The sequence below is a fragment of the uncultured Bifidobacterium sp. genome, assembly GCF_959020145.1.
GTDB lineage: Bacteria > Actinomycetota > Actinomycetes > Actinomycetales > Bifidobacteriaceae > Bifidobacterium.
Genome location: NZ_CAUEQY010000021.1, coordinates 1 through 19,771 on the forward strand (window position 1 = coordinate 1; position 19,771 = coordinate 19,771).

The window sequence follows — 19,771 nt, forward strand, 5'->3', positions numbered from 1 at the left end:
GTAGCGGGGCATGGATTTGAACCATGGACCTCTGGGTTATGAGCCCAGCGAGCTACCGAGCTGCTCCACCCCGCGTCGGCTTGTCTTTAAGACAGCTCTATTAACTTTACGATTACTTCCAAATATGTCAAATCGGCGTGTCGCATCAGTCCGGCCATGCAAAACCGCGTTGCAAATAGCGCGTTATTCATTTTTCCTATAACGGTTTCGGCTGATCGTGGGGCAGGGAAGTGCGCCATATCCGAGCCCGCACCATAATAGAAGCATGCCTATCAAGATCCCCAGCGGCCTTCCGGCCAGAGACATTCTCGACTCCGAGCGTATTTTCGCGCTTGAAAAGCCTGAAGCGGAGCGCCAGCGCGTGCGTCCGCTCAAGCTGGTGATCTTAAATCTCATGCCGAAGAAAATCGAGACGGAAACGCAGCTGCTGCGTTTGATCTCGAAAAGTCCGCTGCAGGTGGAGATCGATTTCATGAAGACCTCCACGCACGAGGGTACGCATGTGAGCGCCGACCATCTGGTGAAGTTCTATGAGACCATTGAGGCGTTCCAAGACAACTATTACGACGGCTTCGTGGTGACGGGTGCCCCTGTTGAGCATCTTGATTTCGAACAGGTCGATTATTGGGATGAGTTCAAGCAGATTCTTGACTGGGCTTCCGCGCATGTGTTCTCCACTATGTATTTGTGCTGGGGTGCGATGGGTGCGCTCAATTATCGCTATAACGTGCGTAAAGAGAATTTGCCAGAGAAGATTTTTGGCGTGTTTCCGCAGTATTTGCAGGATGAATACTGCTTTTTGACGAACGGCTTCGATGAGATTTGCCTGCAGCCGCATTCTCGCCTTGCGGGGGTGGACGAGGGTGATATCGCGCGCAATCCGGAGTTGCAGGTGCTCACGTGGGGTCCGAAGTCCGGTCCTGGGCTGATCGCCACCCGTGATTTTTCGGAAGTGTTCGCGCTTGGCCATTGGGAGTACGGCAAGTACACCTTGGCCGAGGAGTATGAGCGTGATATGAAGAAGGGCATGACGAATGTGCCGTTCCCCGAAAACTATTTCCCGCATGATGATCCGCAGTTGGAGCCGGTGTTCGCGTGGCGCGCCCATGCCAATCTCCTGTGGCGCAATTGGCTGAATTGGGTGTATCAGACCACGCCATACGATTTGAGCGAGGTTCCGCAGCTTCGTGCGCAGAAGCGTCTTGGCACGGATCGTTCGATTCGTCATCAGCCGGGTTCGCCGCGTGTCGACGCGTTTGCGCCGTTCGTGCGTGACGGTTATGGCGTGATTCACGATTGATTTGTGGATTGATCCGCATATTGATGTGATTGACGTGCGGCCGTGATTGGCGCGTGACTTTACGGCTGTTTACTGGTGGGGGCTTGCGTATGCGGCCCCTCTTTCTTTATATGCAGCACCTGTGTTATATGTGATATACTTGGTGAAACGTTTTATCAATATGCTGTTTTCGTAAAACAAACTATTGGTTGCGTCGGCTATCCGACGATTCACAAAGCTGTGTCTAGTTAGTACAGCTTGCTGCGAAACGCCGGGAAAACCAAATGGGAGTATGGAAAAGCCCAAGTGTGTGGATGTTGTCTAGACACGGGCTAATAATCCTATCCAGCCATTCGGAGTCGAATGCGTCGCACGGGACTCCGTTCGCGTCGACGCGCACTTCGAAGTACGCTTTGGTTAAGTAACCAGAACGTCACATTCGACTCGGTTGTTGGGTTAAACTAACAGCTGACACAAGAGCAGGAGGCGTGAATGATTGGTGCATTGGGAAAGGGCATGCTGACCATCGCTGATGGTCCCGAAATGCCCAGTGTCGATGACTTCCTTCCCGATCCGTTCGTTTTTCAGGGCACGCCGTTCGCCATCAACCGCATCATCCTCGTTCGCATCCTTGCGACCGTCATCATGTTGCTGGTTCTCGGAATTACGGCAAGCCGTGCAAAGCTCATCCCCAGCCGTTGGCAGGGAGCAGTCGAATGGTTGATCGAATTCGTCCGTGACAACATCGTCTATCAGGTGATGGGCGAGCTGCGCGGCAAGCGTTATGTGCCGATGATCACCACCGTGTTCTGCACGTTGTTGGTCTTCAATCTGTGTGGCATCATCCCAGGCTTCAATATCGCGGCAAGCGCAACCATTACGCTGCCGCTGGTATTCGCCATGTGGTGCTTCTGCCAATACTGGATTGCAGGCATTCGTGAAAAGGGCCTCGGCCACTTCCTGAGGGATGAGATCTTCCCGAAGGGTGTTCCGGCCCCGATCTACATTCTGCTGTCCCCGATTCAGCTGCTTGAGCTGCTGATTATCCGTCCGTTCTCGTTGACGATCCGACTGTTCGCCAACATGGTTTCGGGCCACTTGATTCTTGCGCTGTGCCTTTCGGCCACGCAGTACTTCCTCATTGATGTGGTGAACAAGGTGTTCATGCCATTCGGCGTCGTCACCTTCGCGGCTGGCATGTTCATGTTCCTGTTCGAAGCGCTGGTCGCTTGCCTGCAGGCTTACATCTTCGCCATCCTGACCACCGCATACATCAATATGAGCTATCCGGAGATCGACTGACCGCCGGCTTTTTAATTGTTGCTTCTTGTCAAGCAATAACCAGAAAGGAAACAATCATGGATATCGTTACCCTCGCTGAGGTTGCCGGCAACCTGAACGTCGTTGGCTACGGCCTCGCCGCCATCGGCCCTGGCATCGGTCTGGGCATCCTGATCGGCAAGACCATCGAAGGCACCGCTCGCCAGCCTGAGCTCGGCAGCCGTCTGCAGACCCTCATGTTCCTGGGCCTGGCATTCGTCGAGGTGCTGGCACTGCTCGGCTTCGTGCTCGCCTTCATCAAGTAAGACTTGATCCCCAAGGTAAACACCGAAGACGCAAACGAACGTGAAAGGAGGAAGACACTATGGTGACCGCAGCTAGCGAGATGGAACTGTTCCTTCCGAAAAGCTACGACATTTTCTGGTCGTTGGTCATTCTGATCATCGTCGCCGTGTTCTTCTACAAGTTCTTCCTGCCGAAGTTCCAGGCCGTGTTCGATGAGCGCGCTGCCAAGATCGAAGGTGGCATCGCCAAGGCCGAACAGGCCCAGAAAGATGCCGATGAAGCCAAGGCGAAGTATGAGGCTCAGCTGAGCAAAGCTCGCGTCGAGGCATCCAAGATCCGTGACGACGCACGTACGGAGGCATCGCATATCATCGCTGACGCGCGCACTCGTGCCGAAAACGATGCGGCGCAGATCACCGCCACCGCCCAGCGTTCCATCGAATCGCAGCAGCAGCAGGCTCTGGTGAGCCTCAAGGGTGAGGTCGGCGTGCTGGCAACGGCACTGGCCGGCAAGATCCTGGGTAGCAAGCTCGAGAATGACGATGTGCAGTCGTCGATGATCGACCAGATGATCGCCGACTTGGACAGCGACAAGAAGTGATCGAAACCTTCAAGAAAGGGAGGTGACCAATGCGAGGAGAAGCATCGCGTATCGCAGACCGCGTTTCGCGTGACTCGCTGGCCCCCAAGCTGCGTGACAGCGGCGAGGACACATGGCGTATCGGGAACGAACTGTTCACGATCACCAACGTGCTCGACCACAACATCCAGCTTGAACGTGCCCTCACCGACCCGTCGCGCCCAGTCGAAGACAAGGTTGCGGTAGTCAAGACTCTGATCGGAGACCAGGCCCATCCGCTCGTGATGGAGATCATGTCCGATCTGGTGTCTCGCCGTTGGAGCCGCGTGTCTGATATCGCCAATGCCGTTGAGGATTTCGGCGTTGATGGCATGATGTACTACGCGGATTACACCAATACGACTTTGCAGGTCTCCATCGAGCTCGCAGAGTTGCATTCCGCACTGCTCAACCTTCCGGTCGTGCGTACCAAGCTGTATGACGCAACCGTTTCCAGTGAAGCCCGTGTCAAGCTGCTGTACAGCCTGATTGGAGACGCGGATTTCACCAAGGTGACCAAGCGTCTGGCCGAACACGCGACCTGCAATCTGCGCAATCGCCGCTACTTGCAGACCATTCAGTGGCTGATCAACAAATTCTCCCGCCATATGGGCGAATCGATGGTCACTGTTACCACGGCAACGCCGTTGAGCAAGGAGCAGGTGGAAAAGCTCATCGCCATTTACTCGGCGAAGACCGGTCATCCGGTGCACATCAACTCGGTGGTCGATCCGACCGTCATGGGTGGCATGCGCATCCAGGTGGGCGACGAGGTCACCGACAACACGGTGGTCGCACAGCTGCAACATCTTCAGCGCACGGTGAAGGCGACCGCCTGACGGCACGCCACACGGTGAACAAGCCTGAAACAAGACTTGACTGAATTTAAAAACAACAATAAGGAGTGATCATGGCAGAACTTACCATTGATCCCACCACGATACGCAAGGCGCTCGATGAGTTCGTCGAGTCGTACAAGCCGTCGGACACGCCGACCCAGGAAGTCGGTTATGTCGCGACCGCTGGCGACGGCATTGCGCACGTGACGGGACTGCCTGGTTGCATGGCCAATGAGCTGCTGACCTTCGAAGACGGCACGCTTGGCCTGGCGTTCAACCTTGACGCCCGCGAGATCGGCGTGGTTATCCTCGGCGATTTCACCGGTATCGAGGAAGGCCAGGAAGTGCGTCGTACCGGCGAAGTGCTCTCCGTGCCCGTCGGCGACGGCTACCTTGGCCGCGTCGTGGACCCGCTAGGCAACCCGATTGACGGTCTTGGCGAGATCAAGACCGAAGGCCGTCGTATTCTCGAGGCCCAGGCACCTGACGTTATGCATCGTCATCCGGTTGACGAGCCTCTGTCCACCGGCCTGAAGGCCATCGACGCAATGACGCCTATCGGCCGTGGCCAGCGCCAGCTCATCATCGGCGACCGCCAGACCGGTAAGACCGCTATCGCAATCGATACGATCATCAACCAGAAGCGTAATTGGGAATCCGGTGATCCGAAGAAGCAGGTCCGCTGCATCTACGTGGCCATCGGCCAGAAGGGCTCCACCATCGCATCGGTGAAGCAGTCCCTCGAAGAGTCCGGCGCCATGGAGTACACCACTATCGTGGCCTCCCCGGCTTCCGATTCCGCAGGCTTCAAGTACATCGCACCGTACACCGGTTCCGCCATCGGACAGCACTGGATGTACAACGGCAAGCACGTGCTCATCGTCTTCGACGATCTGTCGAAGCAGGCTGAAGCCTACCGTTCGATCTCCCTGCTGCTGCGCCGCCCGCCGGGACGTGAGGCATACCCGGGCGATGTGTTCTACCTGCATTCCCGTCTGCTCGAACGCTGCGCCAAGGTTTCCGATGACCTCGGCGGCGGTTCGATGACCGGCCTGCCGATCGTCGAAACCAAGGCAAACGACGTGTCCGCATACATTCCGACCAACGTGATTTCCATCACCGACGGTCAGATCTTCCTGCAGTCCGACCTGTTCAACGCGAACCAGCGTCCGGCTGTCGACGTCGGCATCTCCGTGTCCCGAGTTGGTGGCGCGGCACAGACCAAGGCGTTGAAGAAGGTCTCCGGCACGCTGAAGATTTCCTTGGCCCAGTACCGTTCCCTGGAATCCTTCGCCATGTTCGCTTCCGATCTGGATGCGGCTTCGAAGGCCCAGCTGAACCGTGGTTCCCACTTGACCGAGCTGCTCAAGCAGCCGCAGTTCTCCCCGTATTCCATGGAACAGGAAGTCGTCTCCGTGTGGGCCGGCACCCATGGCAAGATGGATGATCTGCCGCTGAACGACGTGCTGCCGTTCGAGAAGGCCATGCTGGACTACCTGGACCACAACACCGATATTCTCAAGACCATCCGCGAGACCGAAGATTTCACCGCCGACACCGAGGCTGCCCTCGACAAGGCTGTGGAAGCGTTCCGTGAGACTTTCGTGACCAGCGCGGGCAAGCCGCTGGTCGAGAAGAAGCCTAACGTCAAGAACGCCACCCCGGTCGAGCAGGAAAAGATCGTCGCAGGAGAGAAGTGATCCATGGGCTCGCAACTCGCATTGAAATCTAGGATCGCCTCCACCGCGTCGTTGGAGAAAATCTTCAACGCGCAGGAGATGATCGCGTCTTCGCATATCGCCAAGGCACGTGACGTCGCCTTGAACGCGAAGCCGTATACCGATGCGATTTTCGACGCCGTGCAAGCGCTGGTGGCCCACACCCATATCGACCATCCGATCGTGAAGAAGGACGAGGACAACCCTCGCGTGGCTGTCCTCGCCCTCACCTCGGATCGTGGTATGGCGGGTCCGTACACCTCCTCGATCATCCGCGAAACGGAATCGCTGCTGGCCCGCCTCGATGCGGCAGGCAAGCAGCCGGAACTGTATGTGTATGGTCGTCGCGGTGTGACGTACTACAAGTACCGCAATCGTGATGTTGCCGGTACTTGGGAAGGCGATACCGACCAGCCCGGCGTGGAAGTCGCAGAGTCCATCTCGAAGGCACTGATGGACGCCTACATGAAGCCGGCGAGCGAAGGTGGAGTTTCCGAACTCTACATTGTGTTCACCGAATTCGTGAATATGGTTGTTCAGAAGGTGCGCGTGCTGCGTATGCTGCCCGTTGAACTCGTGCTTCCGGAACAGCAGGACTCCGGCCCTGTGCCCGAATCCGATGCCGATGCCGCGACCCCGCTTTATGCGTTCGAGCCGAGCGTCGACGAAGTGCTTGACGCGATTCTGCCGAAGTACATCCAGTCCCGTATTCATGAATGCCTGCTCACCGCGGCGGCATCCGAGACTGCAAGCCGACAGAACGCCATGCATACGGCTACAGACAACGCCCGCAGCCTGATCGACGACCTGACCCGCAAGCTCAACGCTTCGCGACAGGCTTCGATTACCCAGGAACTTACCGAAATCATCGGCAGCGCCGACGCGCTGAATAAGAAGGAAGAGTAGGAACGCATATGGCTGACAATCAGACCACAGCGGCTCCCGAGACGGCTGCAGAGCCGATCAATGGACGTGTGACGCGTATCCAGGGTTCGGTTATCGACGTCGAATTCCCGGTGGGCCACCTGCCCGACATTTACAACGCACTTACCGTTGAGCTGACCAACACCGCCAACGAAGAGGGCGAAACCACGAAGAAGATCACGCTTGAGGTCGAACAGCACCTTGGCGACTCTACCGTGCGTACCGTGGCGCTGAAGCCGACCGACGGCCTCGTTCGTGGCGCCACCGTGCTCGACACCGGTGGTCCGATCTCCGTTCCTGTTGGCGATGTCACCAAGGGTCACGTGTTCGACGTGTCCGGCAACATCCTCAACAAGAAGGATGACGAAACCATCACGGTCACCGAGCGTTGGCCTATCCACCGCAACCCGCCGGCATTCGATCAGCTGGAATCCAAGACCCAGATGTTCGAAACCGGTATCAAGGTCATCGATTTGCTGACCCCGTACGTGCAGGGCGGCAAGATCGGTCTGTTCGGTGGCGCAGGCGTCGGCAAGACCGTGCTTATTCAGGAAATGATCCAGCGAGTCGCCCAGAACCACGGCGGTGTGTCCGTGTTCGCAGGCGTCGGCGAGCGTACCCGTGAGGGTAACGATCTGATCGGCGAAATGGATGAGGCTGGCGTTCTTGAGAAGACCGCACTGGTCTTCGGCCAGATGGATGAGCAGCCGGGTACCCGTCTGCGTGTCCCGCTGACCGCACTGACCATGGCAGAGTACTTCCGTGACGTGCAGAACCAGGACGTGCTGCTGTTCATCGACAACATCTTCCGCTTCACCCAGGCTGGTTCCGAGGTGTCCACCCTGCTCGGCCGTATGCCGTCCGCAGTGGGCTACCAGCCGAACCTGGCTGACGAAATGGGTGCCCTGCAGGAGCGCATCACTTCGACCCGCGGTCACTCCATCACCTCGCTGCAGGCCATCTATGTGCCGGCCGATGATTACACCGACCCGGCTCCTGCAACGACCTTCGCCCACTTGGATGCAACCACCGAGCTTTCCCGTGACATCGCTTCCAAGGGTATCTATCCGGCAGTGGACCCGCTGAGCTCCACCTCGCGAATCCTTGATCCGCGTTACGTGGGCCAGGCTCACTACGATTGCGCGAACCGCGTCAAGGCGATTCTGCAGCGTAACAAGGAGCTGCAGGACATCATCGCCCTGATCGGTATCGACGAGCTCGGCGAAGAGGACAAGACCACCGTGAACCGCGCTCGTAAGATCGAGCAGTTCCTCGGCCAGAACTTCTACGTCGCTGAAAAGTTCACCGGTCGTCCGGGCTCCTACGTGCCGGCCGATGAGACCATCGAAGCGTTTACCCGCATTTGCGACGGCGTGTACGACGACGTTCCGGAGCAGGCATTCTCCGGTATCGGCGGCATCGACGATCTCGAGAAGAAGTGGCACGACATGCAGAAGGAATACGGTGCGTGATGGCCGGATTGACAATGCAGGTGAACATCGTCGCCGCCGACCACCCCGTGTGGCACGGTACGGCGAAGTCCGTCACCATTCCTGCCTTTGAAGGCGGAATGGGCATCCTGCCCAACCACGAGCCTGTATTGACCGTAATCAAGGAAGGAACCATCGTTGTGGTGGATCCGGATGGCAGCCGTCGCTCCTTCGAAGTGACCGACGGTTTCATCTCCTTCGATTCGAACAAGCTCACCGTTGCGGTTGAGCGTGGACGTGACGTCAAGATGGCAGAGTAGCACTCGGTAGCATACTTCTGACGGTCCGTCTGCTGCGATTGCAGCAATTGCATATGATTGCGATTCTGTAGTTGCAGCAGACGGACTGTTTTTTTTTAAAAAAAGATTAATCAAAACAAAAATAGGATTGTACATATCGTGGGATTCATGGCTTACGACAATCATGGTAGGGTAGTGCTTCGTGCGAATTATTGTTGCTGATTGCTCTGCCGAATATTCCGGGCGTTTGAATGCGTCCTTGCCGCTCGCCAAGCGTGTGTTGCTTATCAAAGCCGATAACAGTCTGCTGATTTTCTCCGAACTTGGTTCGTACAAGCCACTCAACTGGATGGCGGCGCCCTGCACCATCAAAGACATCACTCCGGAACATGCCGACGACGACGTGACTACGGAGGTTCCGCAGAAAGTCATTCGTGCTTCGGCGGATAAATCCAATGACGTGCTCGAAGTGACATTGCAGCATATTTATTCCGACGAAACATACGATTTGGGCGAAGATCCGGGGCTGATCAAAGACGGTGTCGAAGACCATCTGCAGAAGTATCTGGCCGAACAGATCGAACGCATCGGGGAAGGTGCGACATTGGTGCGCCGCGAATACCCGACCGCCATCGGACCGGTCGACATTATGGCCATCGACGGCAGTGGCAAGCATGTTGCCATCGAAATCAAACGTAACGGCGGCATCGATGGCGTGGAGCAGCTCACCCGTTACTGCGAGCTGTTGAACCGAGACCCGCTGTTGGCCCCCGTGCGTGGCATTTTCGCCGCGCAGACCATCACGCCGCAAGCCCGCGTGCTCGCTCAGGACCGCGGCTTCGACTGCCTGATCCTCGACTATGACGAAATGAAAGGTGCCGAAGACGACTCCCTACGACTCTTCTAGCTTATAAAAAACTCCCTGTTGTTATGCAGGGAGTTTTTTATAAGCGAATCGTGATGTAGATCAGTAGGCGGCGAGGATGTCGACTACGAAGACCAACGTAGAGTTCGCTGGAATCTTGCCGGAATCCTTGTCTCCATAGCCAAGGTCCGGCGGCACGACCAGCAGCACCTGCGAGCCGACGGTATGCCCTGCCAAGCCCTGCTTCCAACCGGTGATCACCTCATCAAGCGAGAAGCTCGACGAAGCACCGCGATCCCACGAGGAATCGAACTGTGTGCCGTCAAGCAGCCAGCCGGTATAGTGCGCGATCACGGTCTGCGTATCCTTGACCTCGGCGCCTTCGCCCCTGATCAAATCCTGCGAGATCAACGTGTCGGAACCCTTGTATCCGTTCATATCGATCGACGGCTTGCCATCCTTCGCAAGCGTCACCTTCGGCAGATCGGCAGGAACGTCAAGCACCTTCGTGCCCGTTGCCTTCGTCAGATCCTTCGACTTCGACACGATCGTGAGCACCATCAAATAGGAGGTGCCAGCGGAATTCGAATCGTTCACACCGAACGCAAGCGTGGCGTTAAGCTTCTGATCCTTGAAAATGTTGTAATAATCCTCAGTCATCTGACTGGTGTCGGAGGTGACCACCGTAGAGCAATCGGGGGTGTTTTTCTCCCAGGTGCTCATGAGTTCGGAACCATCCTTGACATTGATGGCGATACCCTGCGTGCATATGCGGTCGCCGTCTTCAATCTGGTCGCCATTGCCTTTCTGCAATACGACGTAGCTGTTGTCTTCCACCGTCATAGGGGTTTTGAAGGAGACGGTCGGCTTCTCACCGGGCTTGCCCGTGGCGGTCACACCGGCGATCTGATTCATCTTCGACGAGGAATCGGAAGAAGACGAAGATGAATCGGAGGAGGAATCAGACTTCGTGTCGGAACTTCCGCATGCCGCGAAACCCAAGCACATGATCGTTGTGCAGGCGGCTGCGACGGCTTTGAAAAGAGTAGATTTGCGCATAGGTTCCACTTTAGTGGCAATCATTGATTTTCATAGTTTTTTCAGGCTTTTGCAGAGAGGCAATGTAGAATAGTGAATGCTATGACTTTATTGCAGGAAGAACAGGAAAAGCCGCAGTCCAAGGCGGGTCCCACGCGACACGCCAAGATTATGCGCGGCATTGTCACGCCTATTTTCGGCTTGCTTGCCATTGCTTGCATCGTGCTTGGCGTCTTGAACGCGACGATTTGGAAGCCCTCGGCACAGGTCACGGCGTCCGCCTCGGTTACGGGATCGCAGTATGTGGTCACCGATCCGAATGTGCTGCAATTGGTTGACGATCGCGTCACCATTTCGGCGAAGTCGCGCGACAAATCCGCGAACGTGTGCATCGCCATCGGTTCCGCCCGCGATATCGCCGGATGGATCGCGGGATCCAAATACACGCGCGTCACCGGACTGTCCGACTGGTCCACCCTGTCCACGCTGAAGACCACGGCTCAGGGCACCGCCGATAATTCCGAAGGCCAGGTCGCCTTCCAGGATTCCGACATGTGGCGCACCGTCAAATGCAATGCCGGTTCCGTTGATATGCAGTTCAAGGGTGCTAATACGAATAATGCCGAGGATTCCGTTGCGATTATCGATTACGGCGATCGCAAGGGAGGTTCGGTCACACTTGATTGGAACCGTCGTTCGATGCTGAATTTCGCCATGCCGTTCTATCTTTCCGGCGGATTGCTGGCAATACTTGCGGTGCTTTCGGCTTCCGTGTTTGCCATGCCTCCGCATAAGCGTCGCAACAAGCGCGCGTTTGCCATGGTTGACGGCATCGGTTCCACGCAGGGTGACGATGACGAGGTTGCCGCATGGGTGAAGAACGCCGAAGCGAGTGCCGCCCGTAGCGAAAAGAGCGGGCCGAAGCGTAAGCGTCGCCGTCATGCTGGGCATCGCGCGAGTGGTTCGGAAAATAGCCAAAACGAAGTTGCGCAGCCTACGATTGTCGATCCCGGCGCGCGCAATCTCGTTGCCGATCAGCAGAACGCTGCCGCTGATGGTGTTGAAGAAAACGACGATTTCGAACAGACTTCCGTGATTTCGCAAGACGAGCTTGCCGCATATTTCGCACGTCTCGCACAAGAGGAAAGCAGTGCGGCCGCAGCGGCCTCGGGATCTGTAGAATTCGCGGTATCCGATGAAATCAACGTGCCCAACGAAGTTGACGAAATGGCCGTAACGACCGAGTCGGTCGGATCCAACGAAACATCCGAAAACGACGAATCCGACAACGACAAGTCCGACGAACCTGACAACGAGGAGGCCAAGTGATGAAGAAGCGTTTCAACGTAATCGCGGCGGCCGTACTCGCATTGGGAATGGTCGTTGGCATGTGCGGATGCGAGGGGCAGCTGCCGCAGCCGAAAACCACGCAACGTCAAGATGCGCCGAATCTGACCGCCAAGCAAGAGAAAACCATCCGTACGAATATTCTCAAAACGCTTGACCAGTGCAATAACGATCGCAATATCGACGCCCTCGGTTCGATTTTGGAGGGGCCGGAACTTGAGATTCGCACTAGCGAACTTCATGTGGCGCAGGTCACGGGCAATCTTGACCGCAAGACCACGATTCCAACTGATCTTGCGCAGGCCGTGATTTCCACGGACAGTGGATGGCCGCGTTCGGTGTTTTCCATCACTTCCACCACGGATGACCAGCAGTCCAAGCGTCTGCTGGTGTTCCGCCAGGATTCCGCACGTCAGAACTACAAGTTGTGGGGTGTGGCACGACTGTTTTCGGGCGTGAAGATGCCGAGTTTTGAGATTTCCAAAACCGGTAGCGAGCAGGGAACGGAAAAAGACACCGGTCTGGTCATGACCCCGAAGGATGCGGTCGCCGCGTATGCCGACGTGTTGCAGAATGGTGCGTCCAGCCAGTATGCGCAGAAGTTTGCCGACGACGATTTGCGTACGAAGCTTGCCGATCTGACCGAACAGGTGCAGAAGGCCATGGAGTTGAACGAGGGATCGCAGCAGCAGGTGTTCACACCGGTTGACGGTGCCATCAGCGTTATGCGTTCCGCGGATGGTGGCGATCTGGTGGTGGCGCAGATCAATTCCGAATGGACGCGTTCAGCTGGCTCCGGCCGTGAGTCGCAGCCCGCTTCCGATGCGGAAAAAGCGCTGTTTGGCGACGGTCAGGCCACCAGCACCATGAAAACCACGTATGTGAATGTGGTCGCGCTGTACGTGCCTCCGGCAAATTCTGACGCGAAGATCACTGCAGTCGGTTCCGAGCGCCAGCCGGTTCGTGTTGAGGCACTGTGATCGTGACAGTCGCACGAATGCGCGTAAGCTTGGGGCGAACGTTTGCAATGTGTGTTGCGCTGGGCGCTTAATGTTGTTGATTGTTGATATCTAGGAGGCAAGCATGGCAGGTCAAAGGCCGTTTAATCCGGGAGTTTCCTTGGCGGGAGCCGTCGATCTTGAAGCGTTGAAGCATCAGGTGAAGGCCGAGCCGGGGCAGGCTGGAGGCGCTCCGGCCGCCGGCGGTTATGTGATCGACACCACGGAGAACACGTTCCAGGCCATGGTGCAGACGTCGGCCACGTTCCCGATCCTGTTGCTGCTGTGGGTGCCGACCGATGACCGCCTGTTCGACATGGCACGCCAGCTGGGCGATGCCGTGAACCAGCTGAACGGCCAGATTCAGCTGTCTCGTATCGATATCGCGTCGAATCCGTCGATTGCGCAGGCGTTCCAAGTGCAGGGCGCGCCTGCATTGTTCGCGTTGATCAACGGCCGTCCGATGCCGATTCTGCAGGGCTTGCCGTCCGCTGAGGAAATGCAGCAGATCGTGGATACGGTGATTCCGAATCTGGTCGCAGCCGCGCAGCAGGCCGGTGTGACCGGTTCCGCGCCGTATTCCGGCGATCCGAATTCCGATGCGGCAAACTCGGCTTCCGCTGCCGGCGCCCAGGAGCAGGTGCCTCCGGAGCATCAGGAGGCGTATATGCTGGCACAGCAGGGCGATTACGCTGGCGCCGCAGCCGCGTACGAGAAGGTGCTTGAAGCCGATCCGAACGATGCGCGTGCCGCCCGCGAGCGTGCGAAGGCGTTGCTGTTGGCCCGTTCCGCCAATGCGAACGTGCGTGAGGTGCGTGCCGCCGCTGCCGACAATCCCGATGATGTTGAAGCACAGCTTGCCGTCGCTGACATTGATATGATCGGCGGTCAGATCCAGGATGCGTTCGATCGTTTGCTGGATTTCGTTGCGGCCGGCCATAAGGCCGATATTGAACCGGTGCGCAAGCGTCTGCTGGAATATTTCACGATTCCTGAGCCGACCGACGAGCGTTTGAAGCGCGCCCGCCGTCGCCTCGCCACGCTCATGTACTGATTCGTTTATTGACTTTAGGTACCGTTTTAGGTACCGCTCAACCGTAGGCTGCGCAGCTACATCGTTCTTTACGGCCTACGGTTGTTTTTTTAAAAGACTTATTCCATACGGTTGGTGCCGAAATAGTCGAGGAATTGCGGTCCGTCTGCTTCCAGTTCATCTTCGAATTCGGATTTCCATCGTGAATATGGATTCGCGGCAAGCCCTTCATTGCTGAACCGCGATTGGTCGGTGATTTCGGTGGTGCAGAATTTCGGGATCACCAGATTGGTGACCGGCCCGATACGTTCCGCTTCCGCAATGATCAGGGGAGCGTTGGTGCCTCCGAACACGTCGATGTTCCAGCCGTCCTCATCGATCCAGTCGGTGAAACGGTTTTTGATGGTCACGTGTCCGCCGCGTTTGATGAGCTCCCCTGCGATGCGCGAATCCAAATCGCGGCTCGCCTCATATCGCGTGCCTCCCACGGACGGCCCTTTCACGGTGACTGATCCAATCCGGAATTCGTCGCGATACTTTTCGAGCACAGCCAGCGGGTCGAGGTCCGGAGTCATGGCAATGCGGACGGACTTTGTTTTCAATCGCACGCGCAGCGCGTAATTATCCTGATGCACGTAATAACTTTGTATGATCAGCGTCGGACTGTCGTTATCATCCAACTGCGTCGGCAGGGCACGGCAGAAAAAACGGCGCGTGTATTCGAAATCGCCTATATTTCTGCCTGAATCCTCAACCATATTTTCAGTCTAGTGGAAAAGACGCTTCAAATGGTGTTATGTTGCTACAAATTTCGTTGTGGCGCACGCTATCTCTCGTTCCTTCCCCGTTCTATGCCCGTTATTTCCCCTTTAGGGTTGGGTGTGCTGTCGAAAGATCCGCCGTAGCTATGTTTTCGCAATAATGATCCGAGATTCGAAGATCGTTTTTCCGTAAAAAGTGTCGCTTTCATCTCAAGGCAGTGTAAAGTAGTTTGACGCACGGGTTTGTAGCTCAGTGGATAGAGCGTCTGTCTCCGGAACAGAAGGTCGTGGGTTCGATCCCCATCAAGCCCACCACAAAGACAAGTGAAGAGCCGGGGCAGGGAGCCGGTATTTGGAACATGGGACAATGCGTGTCGATTCCATGGGTACAGTGATTGCTTGAGATTGCGTTGTCGTGGTTTGCCGCGGCCTGAACGCAAGCAAGATGCAATAACACGTTCTTCAAAGGAGAACATTATGAGCGAGAAGATGGAAGCGGTTGCGACTTCTGAAGCCCCGGCGGCGCTGGGCGCATACAGCCAGGCCGTGAAGGCCAACGGTTTCGTGTTCGTCTCAGGCCAGCTGGGCATCGACCCAGTCACCGGCGAACTGGCTGGCGAAACCGCCGGCGAGCAGGCAGCCCAGGCACTGAAGAACATCAAGCACATTCTTGACGCCGCAGGCACCGGCATCGAACACGTCTGCCGCGCCACCATCTACATGAAGAACGTCGAAGACTTCCACGAGATCGACGACGTGTATGCGCAGACCTTCATCGGCTCCGTGAAGCCGGCCCGCGTCGCGTTCGGCGGCAACAACATTCCGAAGGGCGCTCTCGTTGAGATCGACGCCATCGCTGTGCTCTGATTTCAGTGCGCTGATTGCAAATCTCCAGAAAATCCTTTTCAGGCTCGTATGCGGTTTCTTACGCTGCATGCGAGCCTGTTTTTGTTTATGCAATCTCAGGATTGCCGTTAAAAGTGAACGGCAGGCAACATGATTCCACCGATTTCCGTATAGTAATGCGATTGGGTATTGTGCAAACGCATGCAAACGCAAGAACGCAAGAACGCGCCCATCCAAATATGAAGGAGCAGTCGCGCATGGCCGAATCGCAAGTCAACGCATCCACTGCAGACACTGACGCCGCTGAATCCGCTGAAGTCGAGCAGGGCGGTCTTGAACGCAAGATGGAAACCCGCCATCTGACCATGATTTCGCTAGGTGGTGTGATCGGTACGGGCTTGTTCCTCAGCTCCGGCTACACGATTCACCAAGCCGGCCCTCTTGGCGCGATCATCGCGTATGGCATCGGATCCATGCTTGTGTATTTTGTGATGCTCAGCCTTGGCGAACTGTCGGTGGCCATGCCGTATGCAGGCAGCTTCCACCTGTATGCGAAGCGTTTCATCGGCCCCGGCACCGCGTTCACCATCGCCGTGCTGTACTGGCTGAATTGGGCGGTGGCGCTCGCTTCGGAATTCACGGCAGCCGGTCTGCTGATGCAACGTTGGTTTCCTGATTCGCCCGCGTGGATTTGGTCCGCCGCCTTCATTGCGGTGGTGTTCATGCTCAATATTCTGTCGGTGAGGCTGTATGGCGAGTCGGAATTCTGGTTCGCATCCATTAAGGTGTTTGCGATTATCGTGTTCATTGTGATCGGCTTGCTTGCCATGTTTGGTGCGATTCCGATTGCCGGTTACGATCACGCACCGCTGTTTGAGAATTTCTATAATGACGGCTGGCTCCCCAATGGTGTGATCCCGATTTTTTCGACGCTGCTGACGGTGGTGTTCGCATTTTCGGGCACTGAGGTTGTTGGTGTCGCGGCGGGGGAGACGAAGGATCCGGCGCAGGCGATTCCGAAGGCCGTGCATACCACGGTGTTGCGTCTTGCGATTTTCTTCATCGGTTCGATTGCGGTGATGTCCGCGCTGATTCCGTGGCATCGGTCAGGCGTCGACACGAGTCCGTTTGTGCTCGTGTTCCAGTCGATCGGCATGCCGTTTGCCGGCGATGTGATGAATTTCGTGGTGTTGACGGCAGTGCTTTCCGCTGCGAATTCCGGCTTGTACGTGTGCTCGCGCATGGTCTGGTCGCTTGCGCAGGAGGGTATGATCCCGCGCGTGCTCGGCAAGACGAATTTCCATGGTGTGCCCGTGTTCGCGGTGCTGTTCAGCATGGCTGGATCGCTGTTGGCGTTGTTGTCTTCCGTGGTTGCCGCTTCGACGGTGTATTTGGCGTTGGTTGCGGTTTCCGGCTTGGCCACACTGGTGGTGTGGGCGTCGGTTTCCGTCTGCCACTTGCGTTTCCGCAAGCAGTGGCTTGATCAAGGGCATTCGGCTGACGATTTGAAGTATCGTGCCCCCGGTTTCCCGTTCGTGCCGATTGCTGCGATTGTGATGTGCATCGGCGCGTTGGTTTTGGTGATTTGCGATTCGTCGCAGCGTTCCACATTGCTGTATATGATTCCGTTCGTTGCGATCTGCTATATCGGCTATTACGCTTCGGTGGCTTGGCGTAGGAAGCATGGCGAACTGCAGGATGATACGCGGGGCGATACGCAAGGCTGATTCTGTCTGCATAATCGGTAGACTTGGAGGAATGAGTCCAGAAGCGCTTAGTGAACTGATTTTCAATATTGCCAACAACCTTGTGAATGAAGGCAAGGCAGGCACCCTGACCACCGATCTCATCCCTCCGCAGGCCAAATTCGCCGTCATGCGTCCGAAGGACCGCGCACACGGCGATTGGGCATCGAACGCGGCCATGCAGCTGGCCAAGAAGGCCGGCATGAAGCCTCACGATTTCGCCGAACTGTTCGCCGCGGAACTCGCCAATGCCGATGGCATCAAGTCCGTGGAAGTGGCCGGCCCCGGCTTCATTAACATTGTGCTTGATTCCGCGTCCGCCGCAGCCGTGGTTGACACTGTGCTTAACGAGGGTGCGAACTACGGCAAGAACGACCATCTTTCCGGCAAGACCCTGAATCTTGAATTCGTGTCCGCCAATCCGACCGGTCCGATCCATATCGGCGGCACCCGTTGGGCCGCGGTCGGCGACTCCATGGCCCGCGTGCTTGAGGCGAACGGCGCCAAGGTGGTGCGCGAATACTATTTCAACGATCACGGCGAGCAGATCAACCGTTTCGCCAAGTCGCTGGTCGCGGCCGCCCACGGTGAGGAAACCCCGATCGACGGTTACAAGGGCGCTTATATCGATGAGATCGCACGTCGCGTCATCGATGAGGCAAAAGCCGACGGTATTGCGATTCTCGACCTGCCGCGCGTCGACGGTGGCGTTGACAACGATGGCAATCCGCTGGGTGAGGGCGATTCCGAACAGCGTGAGGAATTCCGCAAGCGTGCAGTGCCGATGATGTTCGACGAAATCCGCAAATCCATGAAGGATTTCCGTGTGAATTTCGACGTGTGGTTCCATGAGAACAGCTTGTATTCCGATGGCGAAGTCGACAAGGCGATCTCTGATCTGCGCGAACGCGGCGACATTTACGAAAAGGATGGCGCAACCTGGTTCGAATCCACCAAGCATGGTGACGACAAGGATCGTGTGATTATCAAGTCCGACGGCAACTACGCGTATTTCGCAGCTGATATTGCTTACTATCGCAACAAGCGTCATCGTGACAACGATCCGGCAGACATCGCCATTTACATGCTGGGTGCCGACCATCACGGCTATATCGGCCGCATGATGGCCATGTGCGCCGCATTCGGCGACGAACCTGGCGAAAACATGCAGATTCTTATCGGCCAGCTCGTCAACGTGCTGAAGGACGGCAAGGCAGTGCGCATGTCGAAGCGCGCCGGCAATGTGGTGACCATCGACGATCTGACCGACGCTATCGGCGTGGATGCCTCCCGTTATTCGTTGGCACGCACCGACTACAATTCCCCGGTCGACATCGACCTGAACCTGCTCGCTTCGCATTCCAACGAGAATCCGGTGTACTACGTGCAGTACGCGCACGCCCGCTCCTGCAATGTGGATCGCAATGCGGCTGCTGCCGGCATCACCTACGAGGGTGCCGACGTAAGCCTGCTCGACACCGCCGCCGACGGCGAAGTGCTTGCCGCGCTCGCCCAGTGGCCGGCCCTGCTGCGCGAAGCCGGAGACCTGCGCGCCCCGCATCGCGTAGCCCATTACTTGGAAGACCTCGCCGCCACCTACCACAAGTGGTACAACGTGGAACGCGTGGTGCCTATGGAGCTCACCGATCCGGAAGCTCGCGGCGAACAGGCTGAAGCCCTGCGCATCGCCAAGGCTCCGGAACCGGCTCGTGCAGCCGCACGTTTGAAGCTCAATGACGCCGTTAAGACGGTTATCGCCGAAGGCCTTGACCTGCTTGGCGTTGCAGCCCCAGACAGGATGTGATCGCCATGGCAGTCACCCCCATCTGGCCGGCCGGCTCCAACGTGAACGAGCAAGGTGAAATCACGTTCCATGGTCGCACTGCCAAAAGCCTGCTGAACGAATTCGGTTCGCCGCTCTACGTCATCGACACCGATGACGTGCGAGCCCGCGCCGCCAAATTCGTCAAAGCCGCGGCAAATGCGTTCAACAACACCGTAACCCACGTCAGTTTCGCCGGAAAAGCCTTGCTTTCCAAGGAAATCTGCCGTATCGTCACCGAATCCGGCATGCTGATCGACACCTGCACCATGGGCGAGATGCGCATCGCGCTCGCCGCGGGCGTTCCCGGACGGCGACTCGTGCTGCACGGCAACAACAAGTCCGATGCGGAAATCGAACTCGCCATTACCGAAGGCTTCGCCAAAATCGTGGTGGACGAGCCGAACGAGCCGGCCCGCATCGCCGAAATCGCCAAGCGTCTCGGCAAGCGCGCTCGCGTGATGTTGCGTGTTACGTCCGGCATTCATGCGGGCGGCCACGAATTCGTGTCTACCGCGCATGAGGACCAGAAGTTCGGTGTCGCCTTGCTGCCGGTTGGTGCCGATGCAAGCAAGCTGAACGTGCTCGACGATTTGGCTGACGTGACCCCCGCAGGGTCGAACGCACGCCTAGGCGAAAGCG

General features: G+C 57.0%; 18 protein-coding genes, 2 tRNA genes and 1 pseudogene. 18 read left to right on the forward strand and 3 right to left on the reverse strand.

What is annotated here, in order from left to right:
• Position 1: 1 nt before the first annotated feature.
• Positions 2-75 (reverse strand) — tRNA-Met (locus Q5H33_RS06300).
• Positions 76-265: 190 nt separating this feature from the next.
• Here Q5H33_RS06300 and metA point away from each other — a divergent pair.
• From metA to nucS, 10 genes are all read left to right on the forward strand, one after another.
• Positions 266-1,300 (forward strand): homoserine O-succinyltransferase, encoded by a 1,035-nt coding sequence (metA, locus tag Q5H33_RS06305; RefSeq protein ID WP_004223292.1) that lies wholly within the window; start codon positions 266-268, stop codon positions 1,298-1,300.
• 471 nt (positions 1,301-1,771) lie between these two features.
• Complete coding sequence (gene atpB, locus Q5H33_RS06310; protein ID WP_003833854.1) at positions 1,772-2,581, forward strand: F0F1 ATP synthase subunit A; 810 nt, start codon at positions 1,772-1,774, stop codon at positions 2,579-2,581.
• Positions 2,582-2,637: 56 nt separating this feature from the next.
• Positions 2,638-2,865: an ATP synthase F0 subunit C gene (atpE, locus tag Q5H33_RS06315; protein WP_003809874.1), complete on the forward strand. Its 228-nt coding sequence runs from the start codon at positions 2,638-2,640 to the stop codon at positions 2,863-2,865.
• Between the two features lie 59 nt (positions 2,866-2,924).
• Positions 2,925-3,446 carry a F0F1 ATP synthase subunit B gene (locus Q5H33_RS06320; protein WP_004223295.1) on the forward strand — a complete coding sequence of 174 codons (522 nt, stop codon included), beginning with the start codon at positions 2,925-2,927 and terminating at the stop codon, positions 3,444-3,446.
• A 29-nt stretch (positions 3,447-3,475) separates the two neighbouring features.
• Entirely contained in the window at positions 3,476-4,303 is an 828-nt protein-coding gene (locus Q5H33_RS06325; RefSeq protein ID WP_302423608.1) for a F0F1 ATP synthase subunit delta, read from the forward strand.
• Between the two features lie 71 nt (positions 4,304-4,374).
• On the forward strand, positions 4,375-6,003 hold the full coding sequence (gene atpA, locus Q5H33_RS06330; protein ID WP_302423610.1) for a F0F1 ATP synthase subunit alpha: 1,629 nt from the start codon (positions 4,375-4,377) through the stop codon (positions 6,001-6,003).
• 3 nt (positions 6,004-6,006) lie between these two features.
• Positions 6,007-6,927: a F0F1 ATP synthase subunit gamma gene (locus tag Q5H33_RS06335; protein WP_004223300.1), complete on the forward strand. Its 921-nt coding sequence runs from the start codon at positions 6,007-6,009 to the stop codon at positions 6,925-6,927.
• Positions 6,928-6,935: 8 nt separating this feature from the next.
• Positions 6,936-8,417: a F0F1 ATP synthase subunit beta gene (gene atpD, locus Q5H33_RS06340; RefSeq protein WP_302423612.1), complete on the forward strand. Its 1,482-nt coding sequence runs from the start codon at positions 6,936-6,938 to the stop codon at positions 8,415-8,417.
• Positions 8,417-8,695 (forward strand): F0F1 ATP synthase subunit epsilon, encoded by a 279-nt coding sequence (locus Q5H33_RS06345; RefSeq protein WP_004223302.1) that lies wholly within the window; start codon positions 8,417-8,419, stop codon positions 8,693-8,695. Before atpD ends, Q5H33_RS06345 begins: the two co-directional genes overlap by 1 nt.
• 181 nt (positions 8,696-8,876) lie before the next feature.
• Positions 8,877-9,581 (forward strand): endonuclease NucS, encoded by a 705-nt coding sequence (gene nucS, locus Q5H33_RS06350; protein WP_022245574.1) that lies wholly within the window; start codon positions 8,877-8,879, stop codon positions 9,579-9,581.
• 60 nt (positions 9,582-9,641) lie between these two features.
• On the opposite strand, the gene Q5H33_RS06355 is transcribed toward nucS, so the two are convergent.
• The gene (locus tag Q5H33_RS06355) at positions 9,642-10,598 is read right to left on the reverse strand and encodes an FKBP-type peptidyl-prolyl cis-trans isomerase (protein WP_171842413.1); all 957 of its coding nucleotides are present in this window, start codon (positions 10,596-10,598) and stop codon (positions 9,642-9,644) included.
• Between the two features lie 81 nt (positions 10,599-10,679).
• Here Q5H33_RS06355 and Q5H33_RS06360 point away from each other — a divergent pair, with 81 nt between their 5' ends.
• The 3 genes from Q5H33_RS06360 to Q5H33_RS06370 all read left to right on the forward strand — a co-directional run bounded on the left by Q5H33_RS06360 (position 10,680) and on the right by Q5H33_RS06370 (position 13,976).
• Positions 10,680-11,906: a hypothetical protein gene (locus Q5H33_RS06360; protein ID WP_055063659.1), complete on the forward strand. Its 1,227-nt coding sequence runs from the start codon at positions 10,680-10,682 to the stop codon at positions 11,904-11,906.
• Positions 11,906-12,904 (forward strand): hypothetical protein, encoded by a 999-nt coding sequence (locus tag Q5H33_RS06365; RefSeq protein WP_034879771.1) that lies wholly within the window; start codon positions 11,906-11,908, stop codon positions 12,902-12,904. The genes Q5H33_RS06360 and Q5H33_RS06365 overlap by 1 nt, the downstream gene beginning before the upstream one ends.
• Before the next feature lie 103 nt (positions 12,905-13,007).
• Complete coding sequence (locus Q5H33_RS06370; protein ID WP_117645897.1) at positions 13,008-13,976, forward strand: tetratricopeptide repeat protein; 969 nt, start codon at positions 13,008-13,010, stop codon at positions 13,974-13,976.
• Positions 13,977-14,074: 98 nt separating this feature from the next.
• Here Q5H33_RS06370 and Q5H33_RS06375 read toward each other — a convergent pair whose 3' ends face one another.
• Entirely contained in the window at positions 14,075-14,713 is a 639-nt protein-coding gene (locus Q5H33_RS06375) for a hypothetical protein (RefSeq protein ID WP_142421129.1), read from the reverse strand.
• A 242-nt stretch (positions 14,714-14,955) separates the two neighbouring features.
• Between Q5H33_RS06375 and Q5H33_RS06380 the strand changes: the two genes are divergently transcribed.
• The 5 genes and pseudogenes from Q5H33_RS06380 to Q5H33_RS06400 all read left to right on the forward strand — a co-directional run.
• Positions 14,956-15,031: transfer RNA gene (locus tag Q5H33_RS06380), tRNA-Arg, on the forward strand.
• A 162-nt stretch (positions 15,032-15,193) separates the two neighbouring features.
• The gene (locus Q5H33_RS06385) at positions 15,194-15,583 is read left to right on the forward strand and encodes a Rid family detoxifying hydrolase (RefSeq protein ID WP_004223323.1); all 390 of its coding nucleotides are present in this window, start codon (positions 15,194-15,196) and stop codon (positions 15,581-15,583) included.
• A gap of 323 nt (positions 15,584-15,906) precedes the next feature.
• Positions 15,907-17,289 (forward strand): amino acid permease, encoded by a 1,383-nt coding sequence (locus Q5H33_RS06390; RefSeq protein WP_117612425.1) that lies wholly within the window; start codon positions 15,907-15,909, stop codon positions 17,287-17,289.
• Between the two features lie 31 nt (positions 17,290-17,320).
• Positions 17,321-19,111, forward strand: a complete 1,791-nt coding sequence (argS, locus tag Q5H33_RS06395) for an arginine--tRNA ligase (protein ID WP_302423621.1) — start codon at positions 17,321-17,323, stop codon at positions 19,109-19,111.
• A gap of 5 nt (positions 19,112-19,116) precedes the next feature.
• Positions 19,117-19,771 (forward strand): annotated as a pseudogene (locus tag Q5H33_RS06400) (diaminopimelate decarboxylase); the annotation flags it as partial.

Bases quoted from the DNA above. Each gene is read 5' to 3' on its own strand.
- Q5H33_RS06375 (WP_142421129.1), bottom strand. From the start codon at position 14,713: ATGGTTGAGGATTCAGGCAGAAATATAGGCGATTTCGAATACACGCGC.
- atpB (WP_003833854.1), top strand. From the start codon at position 1,772: ATGATTGGTGCATTGGGAAAGGGCATGCTGACCATCGCTGATGGTCCC.
- atpE (WP_003809874.1), top strand. From the start codon at position 2,638: ATGGATATCGTTACCCTCGCTGAGGTTGCCGGCAACCTGAACGTCGTT.
- metA (WP_004223292.1), top strand. From the start codon at position 266: ATGCCTATCAAGATCCCCAGCGGCCTTCCGGCCAGAGACATTCTCGAC.
- Q5H33_RS06345 (WP_004223302.1), top strand. From the start codon at position 8,417: ATGGCCGGATTGACAATGCAGGTGAACATCGTCGCCGCCGACCACCCC.
- Q5H33_RS06335 (WP_004223300.1), top strand. From the start codon at position 6,007: ATGGGCTCGCAACTCGCATTGAAATCTAGGATCGCCTCCACCGCGTCG.
- Q5H33_RS06325 (WP_302423608.1), top strand. From the start codon at position 3,476: ATGCGAGGAGAAGCATCGCGTATCGCAGACCGCGTTTCGCGTGACTCG.
- argS (WP_302423621.1), top strand. From the start codon at position 17,321: ATGAGTCCAGAAGCGCTTAGTGAACTGATTTTCAATATTGCCAACAAC.
- atpA (WP_302423610.1), top strand. From the start codon at position 4,375: ATGGCAGAACTTACCATTGATCCCACCACGATACGCAAGGCGCTCGAT.
- Q5H33_RS06360 (WP_055063659.1), top strand. From the start codon at position 10,680: ATGACTTTATTGCAGGAAGAACAGGAAAAGCCGCAGTCCAAGGCGGGT.
- atpD (WP_302423612.1), top strand. From the start codon at position 6,936: ATGGCTGACAATCAGACCACAGCGGCTCCCGAGACGGCTGCAGAGCCG.
- Q5H33_RS06320 (WP_004223295.1), top strand. From the start codon at position 2,925: ATGGTGACCGCAGCTAGCGAGATGGAACTGTTCCTTCCGAAAAGCTAC.
- Q5H33_RS06370 (WP_117645897.1), top strand. From the start codon at position 13,008: ATGGCAGGTCAAAGGCCGTTTAATCCGGGAGTTTCCTTGGCGGGAGCC.
- Q5H33_RS06355 (WP_171842413.1), bottom strand. From the start codon at position 10,598: ATGCGCAAATCTACTCTTTTCAAAGCCGTCGCAGCCGCCTGCACAACG.
- Q5H33_RS06385 (WP_004223323.1), top strand. From the start codon at position 15,194: ATGAGCGAGAAGATGGAAGCGGTTGCGACTTCTGAAGCCCCGGCGGCG.
- Q5H33_RS06390 (WP_117612425.1), top strand. From the start codon at position 15,907: ATGGAAACCCGCCATCTGACCATGATTTCGCTAGGTGGTGTGATCGGT.
- Q5H33_RS06365 (WP_034879771.1), top strand. From the start codon at position 11,906: ATGAAGAAGCGTTTCAACGTAATCGCGGCGGCCGTACTCGCATTGGGA.